At 69.1% G+C, this 21,432-nt stretch carries 21 protein-coding genes; 14 read left to right on the top strand and 7 right to left on the bottom strand.

Going from position 1 to position 21,432, the window contains the following annotated elements; translation table 11 throughout:
* Positions 1–226: 226 nt before the first annotated feature.
* The 3 genes from AB0E63_RS14150 to AB0E63_RS14160 all read left to right on the top strand — a co-directional run bounded on the left by AB0E63_RS14150 (position 227) and on the right by AB0E63_RS14160 (position 2,235).
* A complete protein-coding gene (locus AB0E63_RS14150; protein ID WP_360365316.1) occupies positions 227–1,195 on the top strand; it encodes a zinc-binding dehydrogenase in 969 nt (322 codons plus the stop codon).
* Positions 1,196–1,702 carry a GNAT family N-acetyltransferase gene (locus AB0E63_RS14155; protein WP_360365318.1) on the top strand — a complete coding sequence of 169 codons (507 nt, stop codon included), beginning with the start codon at positions 1,196–1,198 and terminating at the stop codon, positions 1,700–1,702. It abuts the gene before it with no gap.
* A gap of 236 nt (positions 1,703–1,938) precedes the next feature.
* The gene (locus AB0E63_RS14160) at positions 1,939–2,235 is read left to right on the top strand and encodes a WhiB family transcriptional regulator (protein ID WP_360365320.1); all 297 of its coding nucleotides are present in this window, start codon (positions 1,939–1,941) and stop codon (positions 2,233–2,235) included.
* Between the two features lie 8 nt (positions 2,236–2,243).
* Here the strand turns inward: AB0E63_RS14160 and AB0E63_RS14165 are convergent, their stop codons facing one another.
* Positions 2,244–3,479, bottom strand: coding sequence for a sodium:proton exchanger (locus AB0E63_RS14165; protein ID WP_360365322.1), 1,236 nt, complete (start codon positions 3,477–3,479; stop codon positions 2,244–2,246).
* A gap of 114 nt (positions 3,480–3,593) precedes the next feature.
* On the opposite strand from AB0E63_RS14165, the gene AB0E63_RS14170 reads away from it, so the two are divergent.
* Positions 3,594–3,950 (top strand): metalloregulator ArsR/SmtB family transcription factor, encoded by a 357-nt coding sequence (locus tag AB0E63_RS14170; RefSeq protein ID WP_360365324.1) that lies wholly within the window; start codon positions 3,594–3,596, stop codon positions 3,948–3,950.
* A 64-nt stretch (positions 3,951–4,014) separates the two neighbouring features.
* Here AB0E63_RS14170 and AB0E63_RS14175 read toward each other — a convergent pair whose 3' ends face one another.
* From AB0E63_RS14175 to AB0E63_RS14185, 3 genes are all read right to left on the bottom strand, one after another.
* Positions 4,015–4,191, bottom strand: coding sequence for a DUF6104 family protein (locus AB0E63_RS14175; RefSeq protein WP_360365326.1), 177 nt, complete (start codon positions 4,189–4,191; stop codon positions 4,015–4,017).
* 1 nt (position 4,192) lies between these two features.
* Positions 4,193–8,029 (bottom strand): multifunctional oxoglutarate decarboxylase/oxoglutarate dehydrogenase thiamine pyrophosphate-binding subunit/dihydrolipoyllysine-residue succinyltransferase subunit, encoded by a 3,837-nt coding sequence (locus AB0E63_RS14180; protein ID WP_360365328.1) that lies wholly within the window; start codon positions 8,027–8,029, stop codon positions 4,193–4,195.
* Positions 8,030–8,456: 427 nt separating this feature from the next.
* Positions 8,457–8,867 (bottom strand): DUF3052 domain-containing protein, encoded by a 411-nt coding sequence (locus AB0E63_RS14185; RefSeq protein WP_360365330.1) that lies wholly within the window; start codon positions 8,865–8,867, stop codon positions 8,457–8,459.
* A 33-nt stretch (positions 8,868–8,900) separates the two neighbouring features.
* Here AB0E63_RS14185 and AB0E63_RS14190 point away from each other — a divergent pair, with 33 nt between their 5' ends.
* From AB0E63_RS14190 to AB0E63_RS14210, 5 genes are all read left to right on the top strand, one after another.
* A complete protein-coding gene (locus AB0E63_RS14190; RefSeq protein WP_360365332.1) occupies positions 8,901–9,215 on the top strand; it encodes a hypothetical protein in 315 nt (104 codons plus the stop codon).
* A gap of 77 nt (positions 9,216–9,292) precedes the next feature.
* The gene (locus AB0E63_RS14195) at positions 9,293–9,964 is read left to right on the top strand and encodes a FadR/GntR family transcriptional regulator (RefSeq protein ID WP_360365334.1); all 672 of its coding nucleotides are present in this window, start codon (positions 9,293–9,295) and stop codon (positions 9,962–9,964) included.
* A 14-nt stretch (positions 9,965–9,978) separates the two neighbouring features.
* Positions 9,979–10,188 carry a DUF6343 family protein gene (locus AB0E63_RS14200; RefSeq protein ID WP_360365335.1) on the top strand — a complete coding sequence of 70 codons (210 nt, stop codon included), beginning with the start codon at positions 9,979–9,981 and terminating at the stop codon, positions 10,186–10,188.
* A gap of 149 nt (positions 10,189–10,337) precedes the next feature.
* Positions 10,338–11,918, top strand: coding sequence for an ATP-binding cassette domain-containing protein (locus AB0E63_RS14205; protein WP_360365337.1), 1,581 nt, complete (start codon positions 10,338–10,340; stop codon positions 11,916–11,918).
* 91 nt (positions 11,919–12,009) lie between these two features.
* A complete protein-coding gene (locus AB0E63_RS14210) occupies positions 12,010–14,082 on the top strand; it encodes a copper-translocating P-type ATPase (RefSeq protein ID WP_360365338.1) in 2,073 nt (690 codons plus the stop codon).
* Here AB0E63_RS14210 and AB0E63_RS14215 read toward each other — a convergent pair.
* Positions 14,059–14,604 (bottom strand): TetR/AcrR family transcriptional regulator, encoded by a 546-nt coding sequence (locus AB0E63_RS14215; protein ID WP_360365340.1) that lies wholly within the window; start codon positions 14,602–14,604, stop codon positions 14,059–14,061. The genes AB0E63_RS14210 and AB0E63_RS14215 overlap by 24 nt on opposite strands.
* A gap of 66 nt (positions 14,605–14,670) precedes the next feature.
* Here AB0E63_RS14215 and AB0E63_RS14220 point away from each other — a divergent pair, with 66 nt between their 5' ends.
* On the top strand, positions 14,671–14,970 hold the full coding sequence (locus tag AB0E63_RS14220; RefSeq protein WP_360365342.1) for a DUF2218 domain-containing protein: 300 nt from the start codon (positions 14,671–14,673) through the stop codon (positions 14,968–14,970).
* Positions 14,971–15,015: 45 nt separating this feature from the next.
* On the opposite strand, the gene AB0E63_RS14225 is transcribed toward AB0E63_RS14220, so the two are convergent.
* On the bottom strand, positions 15,016–15,642 hold the full coding sequence (locus tag AB0E63_RS14225; protein WP_360365344.1) for a DUF305 domain-containing protein: 627 nt from the start codon (positions 15,640–15,642) through the stop codon (positions 15,016–15,018).
* A gap of 52 nt (positions 15,643–15,694) precedes the next feature.
* Positions 15,695–16,198, bottom strand: coding sequence for a hypothetical protein (locus AB0E63_RS14230; RefSeq protein ID WP_360365346.1), 504 nt, complete (start codon positions 16,196–16,198; stop codon positions 15,695–15,697).
* 122 nt (positions 16,199–16,320) lie between these two features.
* Here AB0E63_RS14230 and AB0E63_RS14235 point away from each other — a divergent pair, with 122 nt between their 5' ends.
* Genes AB0E63_RS14235 through AB0E63_RS14250 form a run of 4 tightly spaced genes read left to right on the top strand, consistent with a single transcriptional unit; the run spans position 16,321 to position 21,415 of the window.
* Complete coding sequence (locus AB0E63_RS14235; protein ID WP_360365348.1) at positions 16,321–17,673, top strand: cytosine permease; 1,353 nt, start codon at positions 16,321–16,323, stop codon at positions 17,671–17,673.
* Complete coding sequence (locus AB0E63_RS14240) at positions 17,674–19,230, top strand: hydantoinase/oxoprolinase family protein (RefSeq protein ID WP_360365350.1); 1,557 nt, start codon at positions 17,674–17,676, stop codon at positions 19,228–19,230.
* Positions 19,227–20,303 (top strand): DUF917 domain-containing protein, encoded by a 1,077-nt coding sequence (locus AB0E63_RS14245; RefSeq protein WP_360365352.1) that lies wholly within the window; start codon positions 19,227–19,229, stop codon positions 20,301–20,303. The genes AB0E63_RS14240 and AB0E63_RS14245 overlap by 4 nt, the downstream gene beginning before the upstream one ends.
* Complete coding sequence (locus AB0E63_RS14250; RefSeq protein ID WP_360365354.1) at positions 20,300–21,415, top strand: DUF917 domain-containing protein; 1,116 nt, start codon at positions 20,300–20,302, stop codon at positions 21,413–21,415. The genes AB0E63_RS14245 and AB0E63_RS14250 overlap by 4 nt, the downstream gene beginning before the upstream one ends.
* The last annotated feature ends 17 nt before the right edge of the window (positions 21,416–21,432 follow it).

A 21,432-nucleotide genomic window follows, 5' to 3' on the forward strand; every position in this document is an offset into this window, starting at 1 on the left:
GCACGGCTCCGCCCCGCTCATTACCGCACGGCTCCGCCCCGCTCATTACCGCACGGCTCCGCCCCGCTCATTACCGCACGGCTCCGCCCCGCTCATTACCGCACGGCTCCGCCCCGCTCACCACCGCAGGGGGCCGTTCGGTCTTCTATCACCGCACCCGCGTGCAGCGCGGGTGCGGTGATGTCGGTTACTGAGCAGTCGGCTCTCCGGGCCTAAGGTGGTTCGCATGCTTGCTGCCTACGCTGCCAAGTTCGACGCCGAGGACCCGATCGCCGCGCTGGAGGTGGGGGAGCGGCCCGAACCGACGGTGCCCGAGGGATGGGTGACGATCGATGTGCGGGCGACGGCGCTCAACCATCACGACCTGTGGTCGCTGAAGGGGGTCGGGCTGGCCGAGCAGAGTCTGCCGATGATCCTCGGCTGTGACGCGGCCGGCGTCGACCCGGACGGGAACGAGGTCGTCGTGCACGCGGTGATCTCGGACCCGGTCTGGAAGGGCGACGAGACGCTGGACCCGAAGCGGTCGCTGCTGAGTGAGCGCTACCAGGGCACGTTGGCGGAGAAGGTCGCCGTACCGGCGCGGAACGTCGTACCGAAGCCGGCTGGGTTGAGTTTCGAGCAGGCCGCGTGCCTGCCGACCGCGTGGCTGACGGCGTACCGGATGTTGTTCACGCAGTCGGGGCTGAAGCCGGGCGACACCGTGCTCGTGCAGGGCGCGGGCGGTGGCGTGGCGACCGCGCTGATCACGTTGGCGCGGGCCGCGGGGATACGGGTGTGGGCGACCAGCCGGGACGACGCGAAGCGGGCCAGGGCGCTGGAGATCGGGGCGCACGACGCGTTCGAGTCCGGCGCCCGGTTGCCGGAGCGGGTCGACGCGGTGATGGAGACCGTCGGCCAGGCGACCTGGTCGCACTCGCTGAAGTCGCTCAAGCAGGGCGGCACCCTGGTGATCTCCGGCGCGACCAGCGGCCAGGCGCCGAAGTCGGCCGAGCTGAACCGGATCTTCTTCCTGCAGCTGCGGGTCCAGGGCTCGACGATGGGCACCCGCGCCGAGCTCGCCGAGCTCGTCCAGTTCATGGCGAACGCCGGCATCTCACCGCACATCGACTCCGTCATGCCGCTGGCCGACGCCCGCAAGGGCTTCAGCAAGATGAACGAAGGCGACGTCTTCGGCAAGATCGTCTTTACTGTCTGAGTGAACCAACCAGAGATCAGGCCGGCCGGGGTCGAGGATGCCGAGGCCGGCGCGTGGTGTCACCTGCAGTGCTGGCTCGAGGCGTACGCCGACCTTGTCGACCCGGCCAAGTTGGCCGAGCGGACCGCCGACATCGACACCCGGATCGAGCGGTGGACGACCGCGGCCAAGGAAGGCCGGCCGCGCTGGATCGCCCTGAACCCGGATCCCGAGGCTCCGATGCGGGACCGGGTGGTCGGGTTCATCGCGATCCGTCCCACCCAGGACGAGGACGCGCCGGTACCGCTCGAGGTGCAGGCGATCTACACCCGGAAGGCCTGGTGGGGGACCGGACTCGGCAGCCGCCTGATGGAGGTTGCCGTGGGCAAGCAGCCGGCCAGCCTCTGGGTGCTGGACGGGAACGAGCGCGCACAGGCGTTCTACCGCCACAAGGGTTTCGTCGCCGACGGCACCGTCGCCGACGAGCCGTTCTTCGACGTCACCGAACTCCGCATGGTCCGCCGATAACGCGAGGTCGTGTCTGGCAATTCCCCGCCTACCGCGCCGAGCACCTGCTCGCTACGGCGTGGAATTGCCAGACACGACCCAGTGCCACCGGCACTCTTGTGACACCAACGGCGTACGACGTTTCATGGCTGAAACATTGGCGTCGCACCTGGGCAACGAGAGCGGTCCAGTCTGGTCCTACCGCGAGACACCCCCGCGGGTTCGATCCGCCCGATCGATGAGGAGCAGGAGTGCCCATGAGGCCGACCTTGACGGTGATCGCCGACCCCGCCGACCGCTGGATGACCAAGGCCGCCTGCGTCGGCCAGGCGCCGGCGTACGACGAGACGGCCAGTCAGTGGGAGCAGCGCAAGGCGCAGGCCCTGTGCCTGACGTCCTGCCCGGTGATCGAGGAATGCCGCGAGTGGGCCCGCCGGACCAAGTTCACCGGCACCGCGGCCGGTGAGAAGTTCCTGTACGGGCGCCGTCGTGGCCGCCCGGGTCCCCAGGAGCGCCGCCGTACCCCGATGGTCGAGGAGCAGCAGGCCAGCTAGGTCGTGGCTCAGATGTTGATGAGCTCGTCGGCGCGCTCTGCGTCGGCGGGCTTTTCCGTCCGCCGGAACGGCGACGTCAACGTTGGAATGAGGTACTGCCGGTTGCGGACGGCCGCGATGATCGCCAGCGCCAGGTAGATCGCACTCAGCACGTACCGCCCGGTCTGACCCGGTACGGCGAACTGGACCGCGAACAGACCGGCGAGCGTCCAGGCCGCCCACCGCGGGAAGCGCAGACTCAGCAGCACGGCGATCCCGAGCAGCGTCTGCGTCGCGGTCAGCAGGAACTCCTCGATCTGGCGTCCGTCCAGGTGCAGGGCGAGCGGTCCGCCGCCGATGCCGTACGCGATCGGGAGGCTTCCGATCAGCAGGGTCCACTGGTTCACCTTGGCCGAGATGAGCAGGCCCAGTGCGGCCGCGCCCTTGCCCCGCCAGGCGAACAGCAGCGCGACGATGAACTCCGGAGCTTCCGAGGCCAGCGGCGCCAGCCACTGGACGAGCAGGAACTGGTCGATCCCGAGCGCGTGACCGCTCGCGACCAGCGAGTCTGCGAACGGCTCGGCCGACGCCAGGATCACGCCCGCCGCGCCGAGGAACATCCCGATCACGGTGATCCGCCGCTGGACCGTCGGGAGCCCGCCGATCGTCGCGGCCGGTCCGATCAGGTCCGGCTCGTCGTCGTGCTCGGACACGGCGGCCCGGTACAGGTAGTAGGCGAAGAACGCGAGCAGCAGGATGCCGAGCACCAGGTGGATCTCGCCGGTCACCGGGATGACGAAGGCGACCACACCGGCGATCGCGAGGAACCCGAGCTCGCGGCGGTAACCGGACTCCAGCACCAGCGTCTTGATCGACTGCCCGCTCCGCCGCGAGGCGACGTACAGGCTGAGCAGGACGACGCTGGACCAGCCGAGGCCGAGGAGCAGCCGGTTCGAGCCGGTCATGTTCGCCGCGGCGAACTGCACGTAGTCGGGATTCGAGCCGGCCGTGTGCGCGAAGTAGAGGTCGACGGCGTACTCGGGGAGGACGGCGATCACCGCGAGCAGCGCGATCGCCAGGCCGCCCGAGATGTCCACCTCGGCGGCTTCCGCGGCCCAGGCCAGCACGAAGGACGCGGCGACGACGGCGAGACCGAAGATCAGCATCGACGCCAGGGCCGGCGGATGCGTTCCAGTGAGCCGGAGAGCGACCGCGGGGATCGCCACCACGAGCAGCACCAGGACGGGGCGGAGGGCTCGGAACATGCTTCCAGCCTGCCATCGTTTTAACACTTTCGCAATTGCGAAAGTATGAGACCGTCCTCACCCCGGCACGGCGCACTGTCCGCTGACCGGTCAACCGGTCACAATGACTGCGCGATGACAACACCGTTCCCCGAACCCACGAAGGCGCAGCTGGACTCCGCCGCTGGCACGTTCGCCATGCTGTCCGCCCCGGTGCGGCTGCATCTGGTCTCTTTGGCGGCCCAGGGCGAGTACGACGTCGGCACGCTGGCCGAGCGGGTGGGAGTCAGCATCGCCACCGCCAGCCAGCACCTCGGCAAGCTCCGGCTGGCCGGCATCATCACCGCCCGCCGCGAAGGCCGCCGCCACATCTACACCGTCGAAGACCCCCACGTCCTCAACCTCGTGGACCAGATCTTCGAACACATCGCCCCCGACGGCACCCTGGCCCCGGACCCACCCCGCCGACCCCACCCACCCCACACCGACTAGACGAAGCACCATGCCCTCCACCGGAAGGACCGGCGGAGGGCATGTGTGTGTCTGTTGGAAGGGGCTAGTCGTCTTCGTCGTCGAGGCGGGCCAGCCAGGTGGCGAAGCGTTCGATGGGGGTTTCGAAGTCGGGGTTGAGGTCTACGAACTCGCGGAGGCGTTCGGCGACCCAGGCCAGCGTGACGTCTTCCTCGCCACGCCGGCCCTCGAGTTCCTCGATCCCTCGGTCGGTGAAGTACACGTCAGCTGAAGGCCTGCTTCAAGAGCGTGGCCTGCTCGGTGCCGTGGACGCCGTGCGAGCCGACCGCCGGGGCGGACATGGCCGGCCGGGAGACCCGGTAGAACGGCTTGCCGCCGAGATGCTCGGTCAGGTTCAGCGCCATGAACGGCCACGGGCCCTGGTTCGCGGGCTCGTCCTGGACCCAGCGGATCTCGGTCGCGTTCGGGTACTTCGCCAGTTCGGCGACGACCTCGTCGGCCGGCAGCGGGTAGAGCTGCTCGACCCGCAGGATCGCGGTGCTGATCTTGTCCGGCTCGACCTTCTTGCGCTCGGCCAGCAGGTCGTACACGATCCGGCCCGACGCCAGGATGACCCGCTCGACGGTCGCCGGGTTCTCCTCGGCCACCGTGTCGCTGATCACCGGCCGGAAGGTGCCGTGGGTCAGCTCCTCCGGCTGCGACACCGCCTCCTTGCGCCGCAGCAGCTGCTTCGGCGTGAAGACGATCATCGGGGTGTGCTCCTCGCCGAGCGTGTGCCGGCGCAGCAGGTGGAAGTACGACGCCGGGGTCGACGGCTGCGCGACGGTCATCGCGTTCTCCGCGCAGAGCAGCAGGAACCGCTCGATCCGGGCCGACGTGTGGTCCGGGCCCTGGCCCTCGTAGCCGTGCGGCAGCAGCAGCACGACACCGGACTTCTGGCCCCACTTCGCCTCACCGGACGAGATGTACTCGTCGATGACCGACTGGGCACCGTTGACGAAGTCGCCGAACTGCGCCTCCCACAGCGTCAGCGCCTCCGGCCGCGCCACGGAGTACCCGTACTCGAAGCCGAGGGCGGCGTACTCGCTCAGCAGCGAGTCGTAGACGTAGAAGCTCGCCTGGTTCTCGTCCAGGTTCTGCAGCGGGACGTAGTCCTGGCCGTTGACCCGGTCGATGACAGCGGCGAACCGCTGGACGAACGTGCCGCGACGGCTGTCCTGACCGGCCAGCCGGACCGGCCGCCCGGCCAGCAGCAGCGAGCCGAAGGCGGTGATCTCCGCGCTGGCCCAGTCGATCGGGCCTTCGGTGATCGCGTGCGCCCGGCGCTGCAGCTGCGGCATCACCTTCGGATGCACGGTGAAGCCTTCCGGCAGCGTGGTGTGCGCGTCGGCGATCTTCTTCAGCACCTCGGGCGTGATCGCGGTCGCGTCCGGGCCTTCCGGCTTGTCCGGGTAGATCGGGACGGTGACGTACGGCGCCGGGGTGTCCGGCTGGCTCTTCGCTTCGCGGACCTCGGCGAAGACCCGTTCGAGCCGGTGCTGGAAGTCCTGCATGGCCTGCTCGGCCTCTTCGATCGTGATGTCGCCACGGCCGATCAGGGCCTCGGTGTAGAGCTTGCGGACCGACCGCTTCTGCTCGATCAGGTCGTACATCAGCGGCTGGGTGAAGCTCGGGTCGTCGCCCTCGTTGTGACCCCGGCGGCGGTAGCAGACCAGGTCGATGACGACGTCCTTGTTGAACGCCTGACGGTACTCGAAGGCCAGGTCGGCGACCCGGATGCACGCTTCGGGGTCGTCGCCGTTCACATGGAAGATCGGCGCCTGCACCATCCGGGCCACGTCGGTGGAGTACATCGACGAGCGGGACGACGCCGGTGAAGTGGTGAAGCCGACCTGGTTGTTCACGATGACGTGGATCGTGCCGCCGGTGCGGTAACCGCGCAGCTGGGACAGGTTCAGCGTCTCCGCCACCACGCCCTGGCCGGCGAAGGCCGCGTCACCGTGCACGAGCAACGGCAGCACCGGGAAGGCGGAGCCGCGGTCCAGGAGGTCCTGCTTGGCCCGGACGATGCCCTCCAGCACCGGGTCGACGGTCTCCAGGTGGGACGGGTTCGCCGCCACCGAGACCTTGATCTTGTCGCCGAACTCGGAGACGAACTCGCCCTCGGCCCCTAGGTGGTACTTGACGTCACCGGAGCCCTGCACGGTCCGCGGGTCGATGTTGCCCTCGAACTCGCGGAAGATCTGGCCGTACGACTTGCCGACGATGTTGGCCAGGACGTTCAGCCGGCCGCGGTGCGCCATACCGATTGCGACCTCGGCCAGACCCGCTCCGGCCGCCTCCTCGCAGAGCTCGTCGAGCAGCGGGATGGTGGTCTCGGCACCCTCCAGCGAGAACCGGCGCTGGCCGACGTACTTGGTCTGCAGGAACGTCTCGAACGCCTCGGCCTCGTTCAGCTTGGCCAGGATGCGCAACTGCTCCTCGCGCGGCGGCTTGGTATGCGGCCGCTCCACCCGCTCCTGGATCCACTTGCGCTGCTCGGGGTCCTGGATGTGCATGTACTCGACACCGGTGGTCCGGCAGTACGAGTCCCGCAGGATGCCGAGGATCTCGCGCAGCTTCATGAACCTCCGGTCGCCGCCGCCGAACGAGCCGGTGGCGAACTCGCGGTCCAGGTCCCACAGGGTCAGGCCGTGGGTGGCCACATCCAGGTCCGGGTGGCTGCGCTGCTTGTACTCCAGCGGGTCGGTGTCGGCCATGATGTGGCCGCGCACCCGGTAGGCGTGGATCATCTCGAGGATGCGCGCTTGCTTGGAGACGTCCTCCTCGTGGCTGTGCGGGAGGTCGGCGGCCCAGCGGATCGGCTCGTACGGGATGCGCAGCGACTGGAAGATCTCGTCGTAGAACCCCTCCTGGCCGAGCAGCAGCTGGTGCAGGCGGCGCAGGTACTCACCCGACTGGGCGCCCTGGATGATCCGGTGGTCGTACGTCGAGGTCAGCGTCATCACCTTGCTGACCGCGAGCTTGGCCATCGTCTCGTCGGCCGCGCCCTGGTACTCCGGCGGGTACTCCATCGCGCCGACGCCGATGATCGTGCCCTGGCCGGTCATCAGCCGCGGCACCGAGTGCTGGGTGCCGATGGTGCCGGGGTTGGTCAGGCTGATCGTGGTGCCCTGGAAGTCGGGCAGCGCCAGCTTGTTGTCCCGGGCCCGCCGGACGATGTCCTCGTAGGCCATCCAGAACTCGGCGAACGTCATCGTCTCGGCGGCCTTGATCGACGGCACCAGCAGCTGCCGGGTGCCGTCCGGCTTCTGCATGTCGATGGCCAGGCCGAGGTTGATGTGGGCCGGCTGGACGTGCGTCGGCTTGCCGTCGGTCTCGTCGTACGACGCGTTCATCTCGGGCAGCGTCTTCAGGGCCTTCACCAGCGCCCAGCCGATCAGGTGGGTGAAGGAGACCTTGCCGCCACGGGCGCGCTTGAGGTGGTTGTTGATGACGATGCGGTTGTCGATCAGCAGCTTGACCGGGACCTGGCGGACGCTGGTCGCGGTGGGGACCGTGAGGCTGGTCTCCATGTTCTGCGCCGTCCGCGCGGGCGCGCCGCGGAGGATCTTCCGCTCGGTGTCCGTGCTGGTCTCGGGAGCCGGCTTCGGCTGCACGCTGGGCGGCTGGTTCACCTTGCCTCCGGTGGGGGCGGCGCTGGTCGGGGCCGGCGCCGCTTTCGCTGCAGGTTGGTTCTGCGGTACGGCGGCCTGCGCGCCGGCCGGCGGTGTTGCGGCAGCCGCGGCCGGAGCTGCGGCTGCGGGTGCAGCGGCCGTGGCCGCGGCGGCGGGCTGGCTCGAGGCGGGCGCGGACGCTGCCGTGCCGCGGCTCGGCGCCTCAGGAGTCTTGTTCTCGGACACCGCGTCGGGCCGGGGAGCGTCGGCCGGGGTGGTAGTCACCGGCTTCGCGTCACCTGGCTGATAGGTCTTGAAGAAGTCGAGCCACGCCGGATCCACCGAATTCGGGTCCTGCTGGTACTTCTCGTACAGCTCGTCGACGAGCCATTCGTTCGCACCGAAGGCTGCTAGGGGATTTGTGTCTGATGGCTCGGTGGCCACTGGGCAGTTCGCCTCTTCCGATCGGGTCCGGTACCGCGGTTGTTGATCCTGATGTTATGGGTGGTGTCCCAAGCAAAGGCTAATAGCACGCCGACGACTTCCACAGCCCGGGATCACCGGACCAGTGCGTCGGGTGGTCAGGCTCCCGGGACTTGATCGATCGAGGCCTGAAACACTGTGCAGGCAGGTGTTTCAGCTCACCGGCCGGCCGCTCACTGCTCCGTCGCGCGGTGAGGAGCGGACGGAACTGCGGTACGCCTTGCAGAGGTGGGATTTCGCCGCTCGCCGAGGTGACGCTGAGTAGGGCGGTTTGAGCGTGGCTGCCCACTGTATGCAGTTGTCCACTCGCCGCCGGTGATGATCACGACTGCGCAGAAATGTGGTCAACGTCACCCTCCGGATCAGTCCAGTTGGCGGCGATTGGTCTCTACCGGTTGCTCAGCCGCCGAACCAGCTTGAGGCCGGACCAGGTGCCGTCGATCGCGCACACCTTCACGTCGACCACCCCGAGCGGCAGCGCCAGCTCGCGGATCCCGTTCTCGTCCAGGTCGGTCGGTACGCCGGACGACCGCTTCGGCCAGGCGACCCAGATCATCCCGGCCGTGGTCGTCTTCTCGAGCAGAACGGGTAGGCGGGTGGTCAGCCGGGCCCGGTCCGGACAGAACGCCAGCACCACGTCGTACGGCGTACGTCCGGCCCGGCGGGCGACGTTCGTACCGGCCGGCAGGCCCTCGATGGCGAAGCCGGCCGGCGCGTTGTCCAGGAGTACCGCGTACTCCGACTTGATCCCGAGCTTGGTGGCCAGCGGTTTGCCCGAGTAGCCAGGTGTCGCCGTCATGTCTCGGATGCTAGCTCCCGGCTGTGGTGCTCGATGAGCTCGCGCAGTTGCGGGGTGTGGGTGGTGGCGACGGACTGGGAGAGCGGTGTCTGCCGGATCCGCTCCAGCAGCTCGGCGAAACCGGGTCGCGGTGTGCTGGATCGGGTGGAGCGGCTGTGTGCCGGCGGCCTCGATGCCAAGGCTTTGCGTGAGCAGCTGCTGGCCGAGGTACCGGGCTTGTCGTGGGGCGAGCTCCCGCGGCTGGTGCGGTCGCGCTACCTGAGCCAGGGGACTCGGTGGACGGACCTGATCGAGGCCGGGGCGCTGGTGAGGTCATTGTGTGCGGCAACTGATGGTGGCCGGACTTGAGCGTGGAGGCGAGTGCGGGAGGCGCTGACTGGGCGATACCTCCTGTTCTTATGCACGGCTGGCGGCATACTTGCTGGATGGCGTTGACGGATGAGGCGATCGTCAAGATCAAAGGGATGATCACCTCGGGGGAATTGGGTCCAGGGGATCGGCTGCCCAAAGAAGCGGATCTCGCGGCACGGCTCGGCCTGTCGCGGAACTCGCTGCGGGAGGCGGTCAAGGCGCTGACGCTGGTGAACGTGCTGGACGTCAAGCACGGCGACGGTACGTACGTCACGAGCCTCGACTCGGCGCACCTGCTGGACGCGCTGAGCTTCATGGTCGACCTGCATCGTGACGACTCGGTCCTGCAGTTCTTCGAGGTCCGGAGGCTGCTCGAGCCCGGGGTCGCCGCGCTGGCCGCCGTACGGATCAGCAAGGAGCAGGTGACCGAGCTGCGGCTGCTGTGCAGCGATCTCACGCCGGACGCGGAGGTGGAGGAGCTGGTCGCGAACGACCTGCAGTTCCACCGCGGGATCGCCGAGGCGACCGGGAACCAGGTCGTCTGCTCGCTGCTCGACGGCATCTCCGGTGCGACCCAGCGGGCCCGGATCTGGCGCGGCGTCACCCAGGCCGGCGCGGTCGAGCGGACGCTGTCCGAGCACGCCGCGATCCTGGACGCGATCGAGATCGGCGACGCCGAGGCGGCCCGCGCCTGGATGACCGCCCACATCGCCGGCGTCGAAACCTGGCTCCGCAAAGCACCATGAGGTAGCCCGGTGGTATGGCCTTCGAACCGGAGCCGCCGCGCAGTGCCCTGACACTGCGGCTGGTACTCGCGGTCTTCGGCGTGCTGCTGTGGATCGCGGCGGCGGTGCTGTCCGCCGTCTACGACCTGCCCGTCGGGTGGGTGATCGCGTTCGCCGCGCTCGCGGTGGTCGCCCTGGTCGACCTCGTGATCGTTGCCTGGCGCAAGCGTCAGGAAAAGAGTTGAACCCGGCCGGGAGTGCGACCTAGTCTTGGTGACGTCCCATTCCCGACGTCAGGGGTCCGCGTTGTAACTCCGAGGTTCTCTTTCTGCCGCTGATCGCCACCTGTTCTGGTGTGCGGTCTCGTCCGAGACCTCGTCTGGAGTGCACGCCTATGAGTTTTTCCCTGTCCTGTACGGACCTCTACTTCGCCTGGCCGGACGGCGACGTCCTGTTCGACGGGCTCAGCTTCGTCGCCGGCCCGGTCCGATCCGGTCTCGTCGGCCGCAACGGCGCCGGTAAGTCGACGCTGCTCCGGCTCATCGCCGGCCGGCTCACCCCGCAGCGCGGTGCGATACGGGTGGCCGGCGAGCTCGGGTACCTGCCGCAGGACCTGACCCTCGACACCTCCCTGCGGGTCGACCAGGCGCTCGGCATCGAGGCTGTCCGCCGGGCGATCGTCGCGATCGAGTCCGGTGACGCCTCGGAGGAGAACTTCGCGATCGTCGGCGACGAGTGGGACGTCGACGAACGAGCCGAGGCGCTGCTCGGCAGGCTCGGGCTCGGCGCGATCGGGCTCGACCGCAACGTCGGCGAGCTGTCCGGCGGCGAGACGATCCTGCTCGGCCTGGCCGCCGAGTTGCTGCGGCGTCCCGACGTACTGCTCCTCGACGAGCCGACCAACAACCTCGACCTGCGGGCCCGGCGGCATCTGTACGACGCCGTCGAACAGTTCCGTGGTGCGTTGCTGATCGTCAGCCACGACCGGGAGTTGCTGGACCGGGTCGACCAGATCGGCGATCTGCGCAAGGGCGAAGTCACCTGGTACGGCGGCAACCTGACCGCCTACGAGGAGGCGGTCGCCGTCGAGCAGGAGGCCGCCGAGCGGATGATGCGCGCGGCCGAAGCGGATGTCCGGAAGCAGAAGCGCGACCTGGTCGAGGCGCGGATGAAGATGGACCAGCGCCGGGCCCGTGGGCAGCGGGCGTTCGAGCAGGGCGGCATCCCGAAGATCATCGCGGGCGGGCTGAAGCGGTCCGCCCAGGTGTCGGCCGGGAAGCACCTCGGCATGCAGAGCGAGCGGCTCGAGTCGGCGCAGGAGGCGCTGGCCGATGCGGAGGCGATGGTCCACGACGACGACGCGATCCGCGTCGACCTGCCGAAGACCGCCGTGCCGCCGGGCCGGATCGTCCTGCGGCTGGAGGACCACGTCCTGCGCACCGGGGCGCACGTCGACCTGGAGATCCGGGGGCCGGAGCGGATCGCCTTGACCGGGCCGAACGGTGCGGGCAAGACGACGCTGCTGCAGTCGATCACGGATGGCTCGCTGCCGCTGGTGCCGTTCCGGTACTTGCCGCAGCGGCTCGATCTGCTCCGCGACGACCTGTCGATCGTGGACAACCTGGGGGTGCTGGCGCCGAGCACCGAGAACCAGGAGCGGCGGTCGCGGCTGGCCCGGTTCCTGTTCCGTGGGCGGGCGGCCGATCAGCTGGTCGGCACGTTGTCGGGTGGCGAGCGGTTCCGGGCGACGTTGGCGGCGCTGTTGCTGGCCGAACCGCCACCGCAGTTGCTGATGCTGGACGAGCCGACCAACAACCTCGACCTGGCCAGCGTCGCACAGCTTCGTGATGCGCTCGCGTCGTACAGCGGTGCGCTGGTGATCGCCAGTCACGACGTGCCGTTCCTGCGCGAGATCGGCATCACGCGCTGGGTCGAGCTGACGCCGGAGACGCTCACGGACATCGAGCCGCTGTAGTTCCTCGCCCCACGCCCCGTCATCCCGGTTGGGATGGCGGGGCTTTCCCATGCCTTGGCATTTGATACCCCTAGGGGGTATCTTCACGGGTATGGATGAGCATCACGAGCACGGCGGACATGACGAGCACGGCGGACATGATGAGCACGGCGGACATGATGAGCACGGCGGGCACGCGGATCATGCGGCGCAGTTCAAGGACCGGTTCTGGATCAGCCTGGCGCTGGCGGTGCCGGTGGTGTTCTTCAGCGAGATGTTCGCCGACCTGCTCGGCTACTCGCGGCCGGAGTTCCCCGGCTCGGGCCTGATCGCGCCCGTCCTCGGCACGGTGATCTTCGTGTACGGCGGCCGCCCGTTCCTGACCGGTGGCTGGGCCGAACTGAAGTCCCGCCGGCCCGGGATGATGCTGCTGATCTCGATGGCGATCACGGTCGCGTTCGTGGCGTCCTGGGTGACCACCCTCGAGATCGGCGGGTTCGACCTGGACTTCTGGTGGGAGCTCGCGCTGCTGATCGTGATCATGCTGCTCGGGCACTGGCTGGAGATGCGCGCACTCGGCGCCGCGTCGGGTGCCCTCGACGCGTTGGCCGCGTTGCTCCCCGACTCGGCCGAGAAGGTGACCGACGACGGTGTGGTCGAGGTGTCGCTGCACGAGTTGCAGGCAGGCGACGTCGTACTGGTTCGTTCGGGTGGGCGTGTGCCGGCGGACGGGACTGTGGTCGAAGGGGAGGCCGAGGTCGACGAGTCGATGATCACCGGTGAGTCGCGGCCGGTGACGCGGGCCGTCGGGGATTCCGTGGTCGCCGGGACTGTTGCCACCGACAACGCCCTGCGGGTCGAGGTCACCGCCGTCGGCGACGACACCGCGCTGGCCGGGATCCAGCGGCTGGTGGCGGAGGCGCAGGCGTCCTCGTCGCGCGCGCAGGCACTGGCCGACCGAGCTGCCGCGTTCCTGTTCTACTTCGCGTCGATCGCCGGGCTGATCACGTTCGTGGTGTGGACGCTGCTGGGCGAGCTCAACGAGGCCGTCACGCGGACCGTGACCGTGCTGGTGATCGCGTGCCCGCATGCCCTGGGGCTGGCCATCCCGCTGGTGATCGCGATCTCCACCGAACGCGCCGCGAAGGCCGGCGTACTGGTGAAGAACCGGCTGGCGCTGGAGCGGATGCGCACGATCGACGTGGTCCTGTTCGACAAGACCGGCACCCTGACCAAGGGCGAGCCGGCAGTCACCGGAGTCGCCACGGTCGGGTCGATCTCCGATGAGGAGCTGCTGGAACTGGCCGCCGCGGTCGAGGCCGACAGCGAACACCCGTTGGCCAAGGCGATCGTCCGGGCGCACGCCGATCGCGTGCCGGCCGGTCGTGGACGTGGTGTGGTGGCGTCGGAGTTCCGGTCGCTCACCGGGCGCGGCGTACAGGCGGTCGTGGACGGTTCGCCGGTTGCTGTCGGCGGGCCCGCGCTGCTGCGGGAGTACGACGTACGCGAGCCGGCGGAGCTGGAATCGGACGTCGAGGCCTGGAAGGCGCGTGGGGCCGCGGTGCTGCATGTGGTCCGGGACGGGCAGGTGGCCGGGGCGATCGCGTTGGAGGATGCGGTCCGCGAGGAGTCCAGGCAGGCCGTCGACGCACTGCACCGGCGCGGTGTGAAGGTCGCGATGATCACCGGCGACGCACACCAGGTCGCCGACGCGGTTGCTGAGGAGCTGGGGATCGACGAGGTCTTCGCCGAGGTCCTGCCGCAGGACAAGGACGCGAAGGTCGCCGAACTCCAGGCCCGCGGACTGAAGGTCGCCATGGTCGGCGACGGCGTCAACGACGCACCCGCCCTGGCTCGCGCCGAGGTCGGCATCGCGATCGGAGCCGGTACTGACGTCGCGATCGAGTCGGCCGGCGTCGTCCTGGCCGCCGACGATCCGCGCGCCGTCCTGTCGGTGATCGCCCTGTCGCGCGCCAGCTACCGCAAGATGTGGCAGAACCTCATTTGGGCCACCGGCTACAACGTCATCACGGTCCCGCTGGCGGCCGGCGTACTCGCGTTCGCCGGTGTGGTCGTGTCCCCGGCGGTCGGCGCCATCCTGATGTCGATCTCGACGATCGTGGTCGCGTCGAACGCCCAGCTGCTCCGCCGCCTCGACCTGTCACCCGCTCGGCTGGCCGCGTAACCCGGTCAGCGTGACCGCGATCAAGCGCCGTACCGCTGCTTTCGACGGTACGGTGCTTGCCGCGGTCAGGGCGTGCACGCAGTACTCCGCCAGCTCCTGCGGCGGGACGTCGTCCCGTTCGTCGGTCAAGAGGTCCGCGAGGAAGTCGACCAGGTGCGCGCGGGCTCGGGTGACGTGCTCGGATCTGTGGAGGGACGCGGCCGGCTCGGCGGTCGGGTGCTCGTGGCAGATGAAGGCGTAGGCCTCCAGGACTGCTTCGAGACTTCCGGTCCGCTCCCAGGTGTCGGCGAGCTGTTGGAGATGGTCAGCGACCTGCCGCTCGTGCCATGCGACCAGGATCGAGTCGACGTCCGGGAAGTACTTGTACAGCGTCGCCCGGCCGAGCCCGGTCCGCTTCGCGACCTCCGACATCGTGACGCCGGTCAGCCCACGCTCGCCGACCAGCTCGGCGGTCGCATCGAGCACGGCCCGCCGAACTGCCTGGCGATGCGTCGCGATGCTGTCGTCCCACAACTTCGGCACGGCACCAGACTACCTGGACAAATCGTCATTGTTCGAGACACTATGTATCGAAAAAGGAGTCGTCGGATGGCGATGGTCGAGGCACGCGTCGGGACACCCCGCGCGGCGCGGTACGTCGAACAACTCAGCAGCCACTTCGGGCACCAGCCCGGCGGCATGAAGGTCCTGTCCAGCGCTCCGGGCGAGCTCCTCATCGACCTGGGCGAGGCAACCTGGTCGATCCGCGCCCTCGAGAACGAGTTGGTCCTCCAAGTCCACGCGGACGACCCCGACCACCTCCGCGAGACAAGCGCCCACGTCGGCGCCCGAATCGAACAGATCGGCCGCCGCGACGGCCTGCAGGTGCGGTGGCGGACCGGAGAGTGAGGACAAGCCGGGTCGCGTGCCGCCGCGACCCGGCTTGCCGGATGGTCAGCCGACCGGGAGGCGGCCCTGGAGGCGTTGCATGGTGGCGATCTCGGCGGCCTGGGCGGTCTCGATCGTCTTGGCCAGAGCGATTGCGGCCGGAGCCTTGCCGGTGCTCTGTTCGGTCTTGGCCATGGCGACCGCGCCCCGGTGATGCTTGATCATCAGCTGGATCCACATCCGGTCGAACATCGAGCCGTCCGCCTTGCTGAGCTCGGACATCTGCTCCTCGGACATCATCCCGGGCATCGGCTCGGACATCCCGTGGCCATCGTGGCTCGGCGTCGGGACGGGCTTGCCCCAGGCGGTGAGCCAGCCGCTCATCAGCTTGATCTCCGGATCCTGCGCGGCCTGGATCGCCGTGGCGAGCTTCTTCACCTCCGGCGTGGTCGCCTGGTAGCCCGCCATACTCGCCATCTGCACCGCCTGCTGGTGATGCGGGATCATCTGCGTCGCGAACGTGACATCCGCGTCGTTGAACGCCGAGTCGGCCGGCGGCGTCATCGGCGTACCGGAACTGCTGTGGTTCATGCCCGGCATCGAGCCGGAATCGGAGTCGCCGCAGGCGGCGAGTGCCAGCGCGGTGACGAGGAGGGCGGCCGAGGCCGCGGTCGTACGGTAGACGTGCTTCATCGCAATCCTTGGGGTGTCGAAAGTCGGGTACGGCGGAACGGCGCTGGTCGGCCTATATCCGCAGCACACCCAACGTCGACAGCGATGGAGCAAGCCAGGGCGGTGATCGGTCGGTCGATGTCAGCCGCTCAGCCGGCGCGAGCAGCACCACCGACCGCCACGCCAGCAGGCTTCGCAACCCGAGCACCAGGGCCAGTAGCAACAGCAGGGCGGTCAGTACGGCCATGCAGGCTCCAGCCATGCCGTGCTGCTCGCCCGCGGCCCCGATCGCCACCCGGTCGAACCCGTCGACCAGCGCGATCGGCAGTCGGACCGAATGCCCCGCCGCCGACTCACCGACCTGCGAAAGCCCGCCCGCCATCGCGTCGGCCGGCGTCGAGTCCGCAGGTGCCGTCGGCGTCAGGCCGGTCTGCGTGACGCCAGGCAGGTGCATGATCGCCATGGCGGCATCGTGCTGACCCGTCAGGCCGTGCATGGCGAAGACGCCGGCGACGATGCCGAGCACGCCGAGTAGACGGAGCACGAGCGCTCCGCGGTCGCGAGCCGGGCCGGTCATCGGCACAAGAGTAGCGACATGGGCTGATTGCACAGTCGGGGCGCCTGGGGTGTGCACGATGGACGGTGATCTCGCCGGGTGAGCGCCGTACGTTCGGTGAAATCCCCAGGCTGGAGGTTCCGATGGCCGCTTCATCTGTTGGTACGGACGACTACGCGCTCGCTCGGGTTCCGGAGAGTGCCAGGTATTCCTGGTGGTCTGTCGCGACCCAGCGGTTCGGGCAGATCTCCGCACTCAGTCAGTTCCTGCTCGGCGCCACGCTCGGGTTCGGGATGAGCTTCTGGTCCGCGTTCTGGGCGCTCACGCTCGGCGCGGTGGTCCTCGAACTGGTCGCGATCCTGATCGGCATCATCGGTGCGCGGGAAGGCCTGCAGACCTCGGTGATCGCGCGCTGGACCGGCTTCGGTCAGGCCGGGTCGTCGCTGATCGGGCTGGCGATCGGGATCAGCCTGATCGGATGGTTCGGGATCCAGTCCGCGGTGTCCGCGGCCGGTCTGAGCCAGTTGATCGGCGTACTCCCGACGTGGGGCTGGTCGCTCGTCTTCGGTCTCGCCGTCACGCTGGTCGTGCTCCGCGGGTTCCACTCGATGGCCTGGGTTGCCTATGTGACCGTGCCGGCCTTCGTCATCCTGGTCGGCTGGTCGATCATCAGTGAGCTGTCCAACCACAGCCTGAGTGGGCTGGTCAGCGCGGCGCCGCCCGGTCCGCACCTGAGTCTGCTGGAGGGTACGACGCTCGTCGCGGGCGGATTCATCGTCGGTGCGGTGATCACCCCGGACATGACCCGCTTCAACCGGTCGGTCGGGGACGTGGTCAAGCAGACCGTGCTCGGCATCACGCTCGGTGAGTACGTGATCGGGCTGTGCGGCGTCCTGCTCGCGCACGCCATCGGTTCGGCGAACGTGATCACCATCGTCACCTCGTCGGTCGGCTGGGTCGGCACGCTGGTGATCATCCTGGGCACGATCAAGATCAACGACTGGAACCTCTACAGCTCCGGCCTCGGCATCGTGAACTTCATCGGCACCGTCTTCGGCCGGCACGTCAACCGGGCGGTGGTCACGCTCGTGGTCGGCGTTCTGGGCAGTGTGCTCGCGGCCGGCGGGATCCTGGACAAGTTCACCGACTTCCTGATCGTGCTCGGCGTCGCGTTCCCGCCGATCGCCGGGATCATGGTCGCGGAGTACTTCGTGGTGAAGCGCTGGCGTCCGGAGCTGGACGCGACCCGGGCCGAGGGCACGCTGCCCGCGACCGCGCCGACCTGGGTGCCGGCCACGATCGTGATCTGGATCGGCGCCGCCCTGATCGGCAAGTACGTCGCCTGGGGCCTGCCCAGTATCAACTCGCTCGTCGTCGGCTTCGCGGCGTACGTCGTGGCCGGCCGGCTCGGCCTGATCCGCGGCGTCGGCACAAGTCGCACCATGGAGAGTGCGCCCACGAGCGTGACCGCAGTTGCTCAAACCGGGAGGATCTGAATGCGTATCGGCATCGATGTCGGTGGCACCAACACCGACGCCGTGCTGCTGGACGGCACCGCTGTGCTGGCCGCCAACAAGTCGGCCACCAGCGCGGACGTCACCGCGGGCATCATCGACACCCTGGACCGGCTGCAGGCGGAGCGGTCCTTCGACCCGGCCCAGATCCAGGCGGTGATGATCGGCACCACCCACTTCATCAACGCGCTGGTCGAAGCCCGCCGCCTCGCTCCGACGGCGGCTCTGCGGCTGGGACTGCCCGCGACCGCGTCGCTGCCGCCGCTGGTCGACTGGCCGGAGCGGCTGGTCGAGGCGATCAGTGGGCGCAGCTACCTGGCGCATGGCGGGCACGAGTTCGACGGACGCCACATCGCCGAGCTTGACGAGGACGAGCTGCGCCGGCACGCCGCCGACATGGTGTCGCATGGCGTCCGGTCGGTGGCGATCTCCTCGGTCTTCTCACCGGTGAGCAACGAGTTCGAGCTGCGCGCGGCCGAGATCCTGCGGTCCGAGCTGGGCGGCGACGTGGCGATCTCGCTGTCGCACGAGATCGGACGGATCGGCCTGCTCGAGCGGGAGAACGCGACCATCATCAACGCGGCGCTGCGCGAACTGGCCGCGAGCATCGTCGACGGCCTGGCCGGTGCGGTCGCCGGGCACGGCATCGCCGCACCGCTGTACCTCAGCCAGAACGACGGCACTCTGATGGACGTGGACTTCGCCCGCCGGTATCCAGTCGCCACGTTCGCGTCCGGCCCGACCAACTCGATGCGCGGCGCGGCGCTGCTGTCCGGACTGGACACCTGCGCGGTCGTCGACGTCGGCGGTACGACGAGCGATGTCGGCGTACTCACTCACGGCTTCCCGCGGGAGGCGACCACGGAGGTGGACGTGGCCGGGATCCGGACCAACTTCCGGATGCCCGACGTACTCAGCATCGGTATCGGTGGCGGCAGCTTGGTGGCCGAGGGCAACGACCTGGTGACGGTAGGCCCGCAGTCGGTCGGCTACCGGTTGACCGAACAGGCGCTGGTCTTCGGCGGTACGACGCTCACCGCGACGGATATCGCGGTCGCGGCCGGCCGGGCCGAGGTCGGTGACGCGGGTGCGGTCGCCGATCTCGATCCGACCATGGTGAAGGCGGCGCTCGCGCGGGTGGCGGCGGACATCGCGGACGCGGTCGAGCGGATGCGGACCTCTGCCGATCCGCTGCCGGTGGTGGCCGTCGGCGGTGGGTCGATCCTGCTACCGGACGATCTCCCGGGCAGCCTGGCGGTGCACCGGCCCGATCACTTCGCGGTGGCGAACGCGATCGGCGCGGCCATCGCCCAGGTCGGCGGCGAGGTCGACCGGGTGTACGCGATCGATCCCGGTCGCCGGGACGCGGTGGTGGACGAGGCGCGCCAGGAGGCGGTCGATCGGGCGATCGCGGCCGGAGCCGATCCGGCGCAGGTCCGGATCGTCGACTTCGACGAGGTGCCGATCCCGTACCTGCCGGGCAACGCGACCCGGATCCGCTGCAAGGCGGTCGGTGACCTGCGGCTGGGGCAGTCATGAGCACGCTGACAGCCGCCGACCTGGGTGCGCTGGCGCGCGGTGCCGCCGTACTCGGAACCGGTGGTGGCGGTGATCCGCACATCGGGCGGCTGCTCGCCCAGCAGGCACTGCGTACGCACGGACCCGTCGAGATCGTTGCCGTCGACGACCTTCCGGACGACGCCTGCGTGTTGCCGGTGGCCATGATGGGCGCGCCGACCGTGATGGTGGAGAAGCTGCCGTCGGCGGATCAGATCTCGGTCGCGGTCCAGACGCTGGCCAAGTACGTCGGCAAGACACCGACGCACATCGCCTGCATCGAGGCCGGCGGCGTCAACTCGACGGTCCCGGTGATCGCGGCCGCGCAGCTCGGGCTGCCGTTGGTGGACGGCGACGGGATGGGTCGTGCGTTCCCCGAACTGCAGATGGTGCTGCCGACGCTGGCCGGCATCGACGCGACTCCCATGTCGATCGTCGACGAGAAGGGCAATCGTGGTGTCTTCGACACGATCGACAACCCCTGGGCCGAACGCCTGGCGCGATCCGCGACGGTCGACATGGGTTGCTCGGCGATCGTTTCGCTCTACGCGATGACCGGCGCCGAGGTCCGCGCGTCGTTCGTCCCTGGCACGCTCAGCCAATGCCTCGCGATCGGTCAGGCGATCGATCTCGCCCGGCAGACACACAGCGATCCGGTCGCCGCCGTGGTCGATCGCCTGGGTGGACGCTTGCTGCACGTCGGCAAGGTCGTCGACGTGCAACGCCGTACGACGACCGGCTTCGCCCGCGGTGACGCCGCGGTCGACGGGCTGGACGCGTCACACGGCCGGCTGCTGGTGCTGCGGTTCCAGAACGAGCACCTGGTCGCCGAGCTGGACGGGGCCGCGGTCGCGACGACCCCGGATCTGATCATCGTCCTGGACACCGAGTCCGGTGAGCCGATCACCACCGAGGCGTTGCGCTACGGGCATCGCGTCAGCGTGCTAGCCGCGCCCGCCGACGAACGCTGGCACTCACCCGAAGGCATCGCCCTGGTCGGCCCGCGGTACTTCGGCTACGACCTCGACCCGATCCGCGCGCTGGAGACCGTATGAGCTGGCAACTAGACATCGAGCACCTGAGGGATCTCGCGCGCGGGGCTGCGATCCTCGGGACGGGTGGTGGCGGTGATCCGCTGATCGGGCGGTTGCTGGTCGAGCAGGCGATCCGTGAGTACGGGCCGGTGACGGTGCTGGATCCGGACGAGCTGGACGACGACGCGTTCGTCATCCCGACCGCCCAGATGGGTGCGCCAACGGTCATCGTGGAGAAGATCCCGCGCGGCAGCGAGCCGGTCGGTGCGTTGCGTGCCCTCGAGCGTCACCTCGGCCGGACCGCGGACGCGACCATGCCGATCGAGTGCGGCGGCATCAACTCGATGATCCCGCTGCTCGTCGCCGCCCGGACCGGTCTGCCGGTGGTCGACGCCGACGGCATGGGCCGGGCGTTCCCCGAGCTGCAGATGGAGACCTTCTCCGTGTACGGCGTACCGGGGTCGCCGATGGCGATCGCGGGGGAGCACGACGAGACCGTCGTCATCGACACCGGTGCCGACAACCGGCAGATGGAGTGGCTGGCGCGCGGGATCACGATCCGGCTCGGCGGCGTCGCGCACATCGCGGAGTACTCGATGACGGGCGCCGAGGTGAAGCGCACCGCCGTACCCAGAACCCTGAGCCTCGGTCTGTCCATCGGGCGCGCGGTCCGCGAAGCCCGGGCGGCGCACGACGATCCGATCTCGGCTCTCCGGGGCGCACTCGCGCCGACTCTCTACAATCACCTGCGCGTGCTGTTCCGCGGCAAGGTCGTCGACGTGGAACGCCGTACTGTCGAGGGCTTCGCCCGCGGCCGAGCCCGGTTCACGGCGTACGACGGGACCTCGGAGCTGGAGCTGCGCTTCCAGAACGAGAACCTGGTCGCGGTGGTCGACGGAGACGTGGTCTGCACGGTGCCGGACCTGATCTGCGTGCTCGAAGCGGACACCGCGGAGCCGATCACCACCGAAGGCCTCCGCTACGGCCAGCGAGTCACCGTCGTCGGCATCTCCACCCCCGACCTGATGCGCACCCCCGAAGCCCTCGCAGTCTTCGGCCCCGCCTGCTTCGGCCTCGATGTCGAGTTCAGCCCGGTCGAACGCCGTACCGAAAGTCTCGCGAACAGCCACTGAACGGGTCTCGACCTGAC

This window comes from Kribbella sp. NPDC026596 (assembly GCF_040638415.1).
Lineage (GTDB): Bacteria > Actinomycetota > Actinomycetes > Propionibacteriales > Kribbellaceae > Kribbella.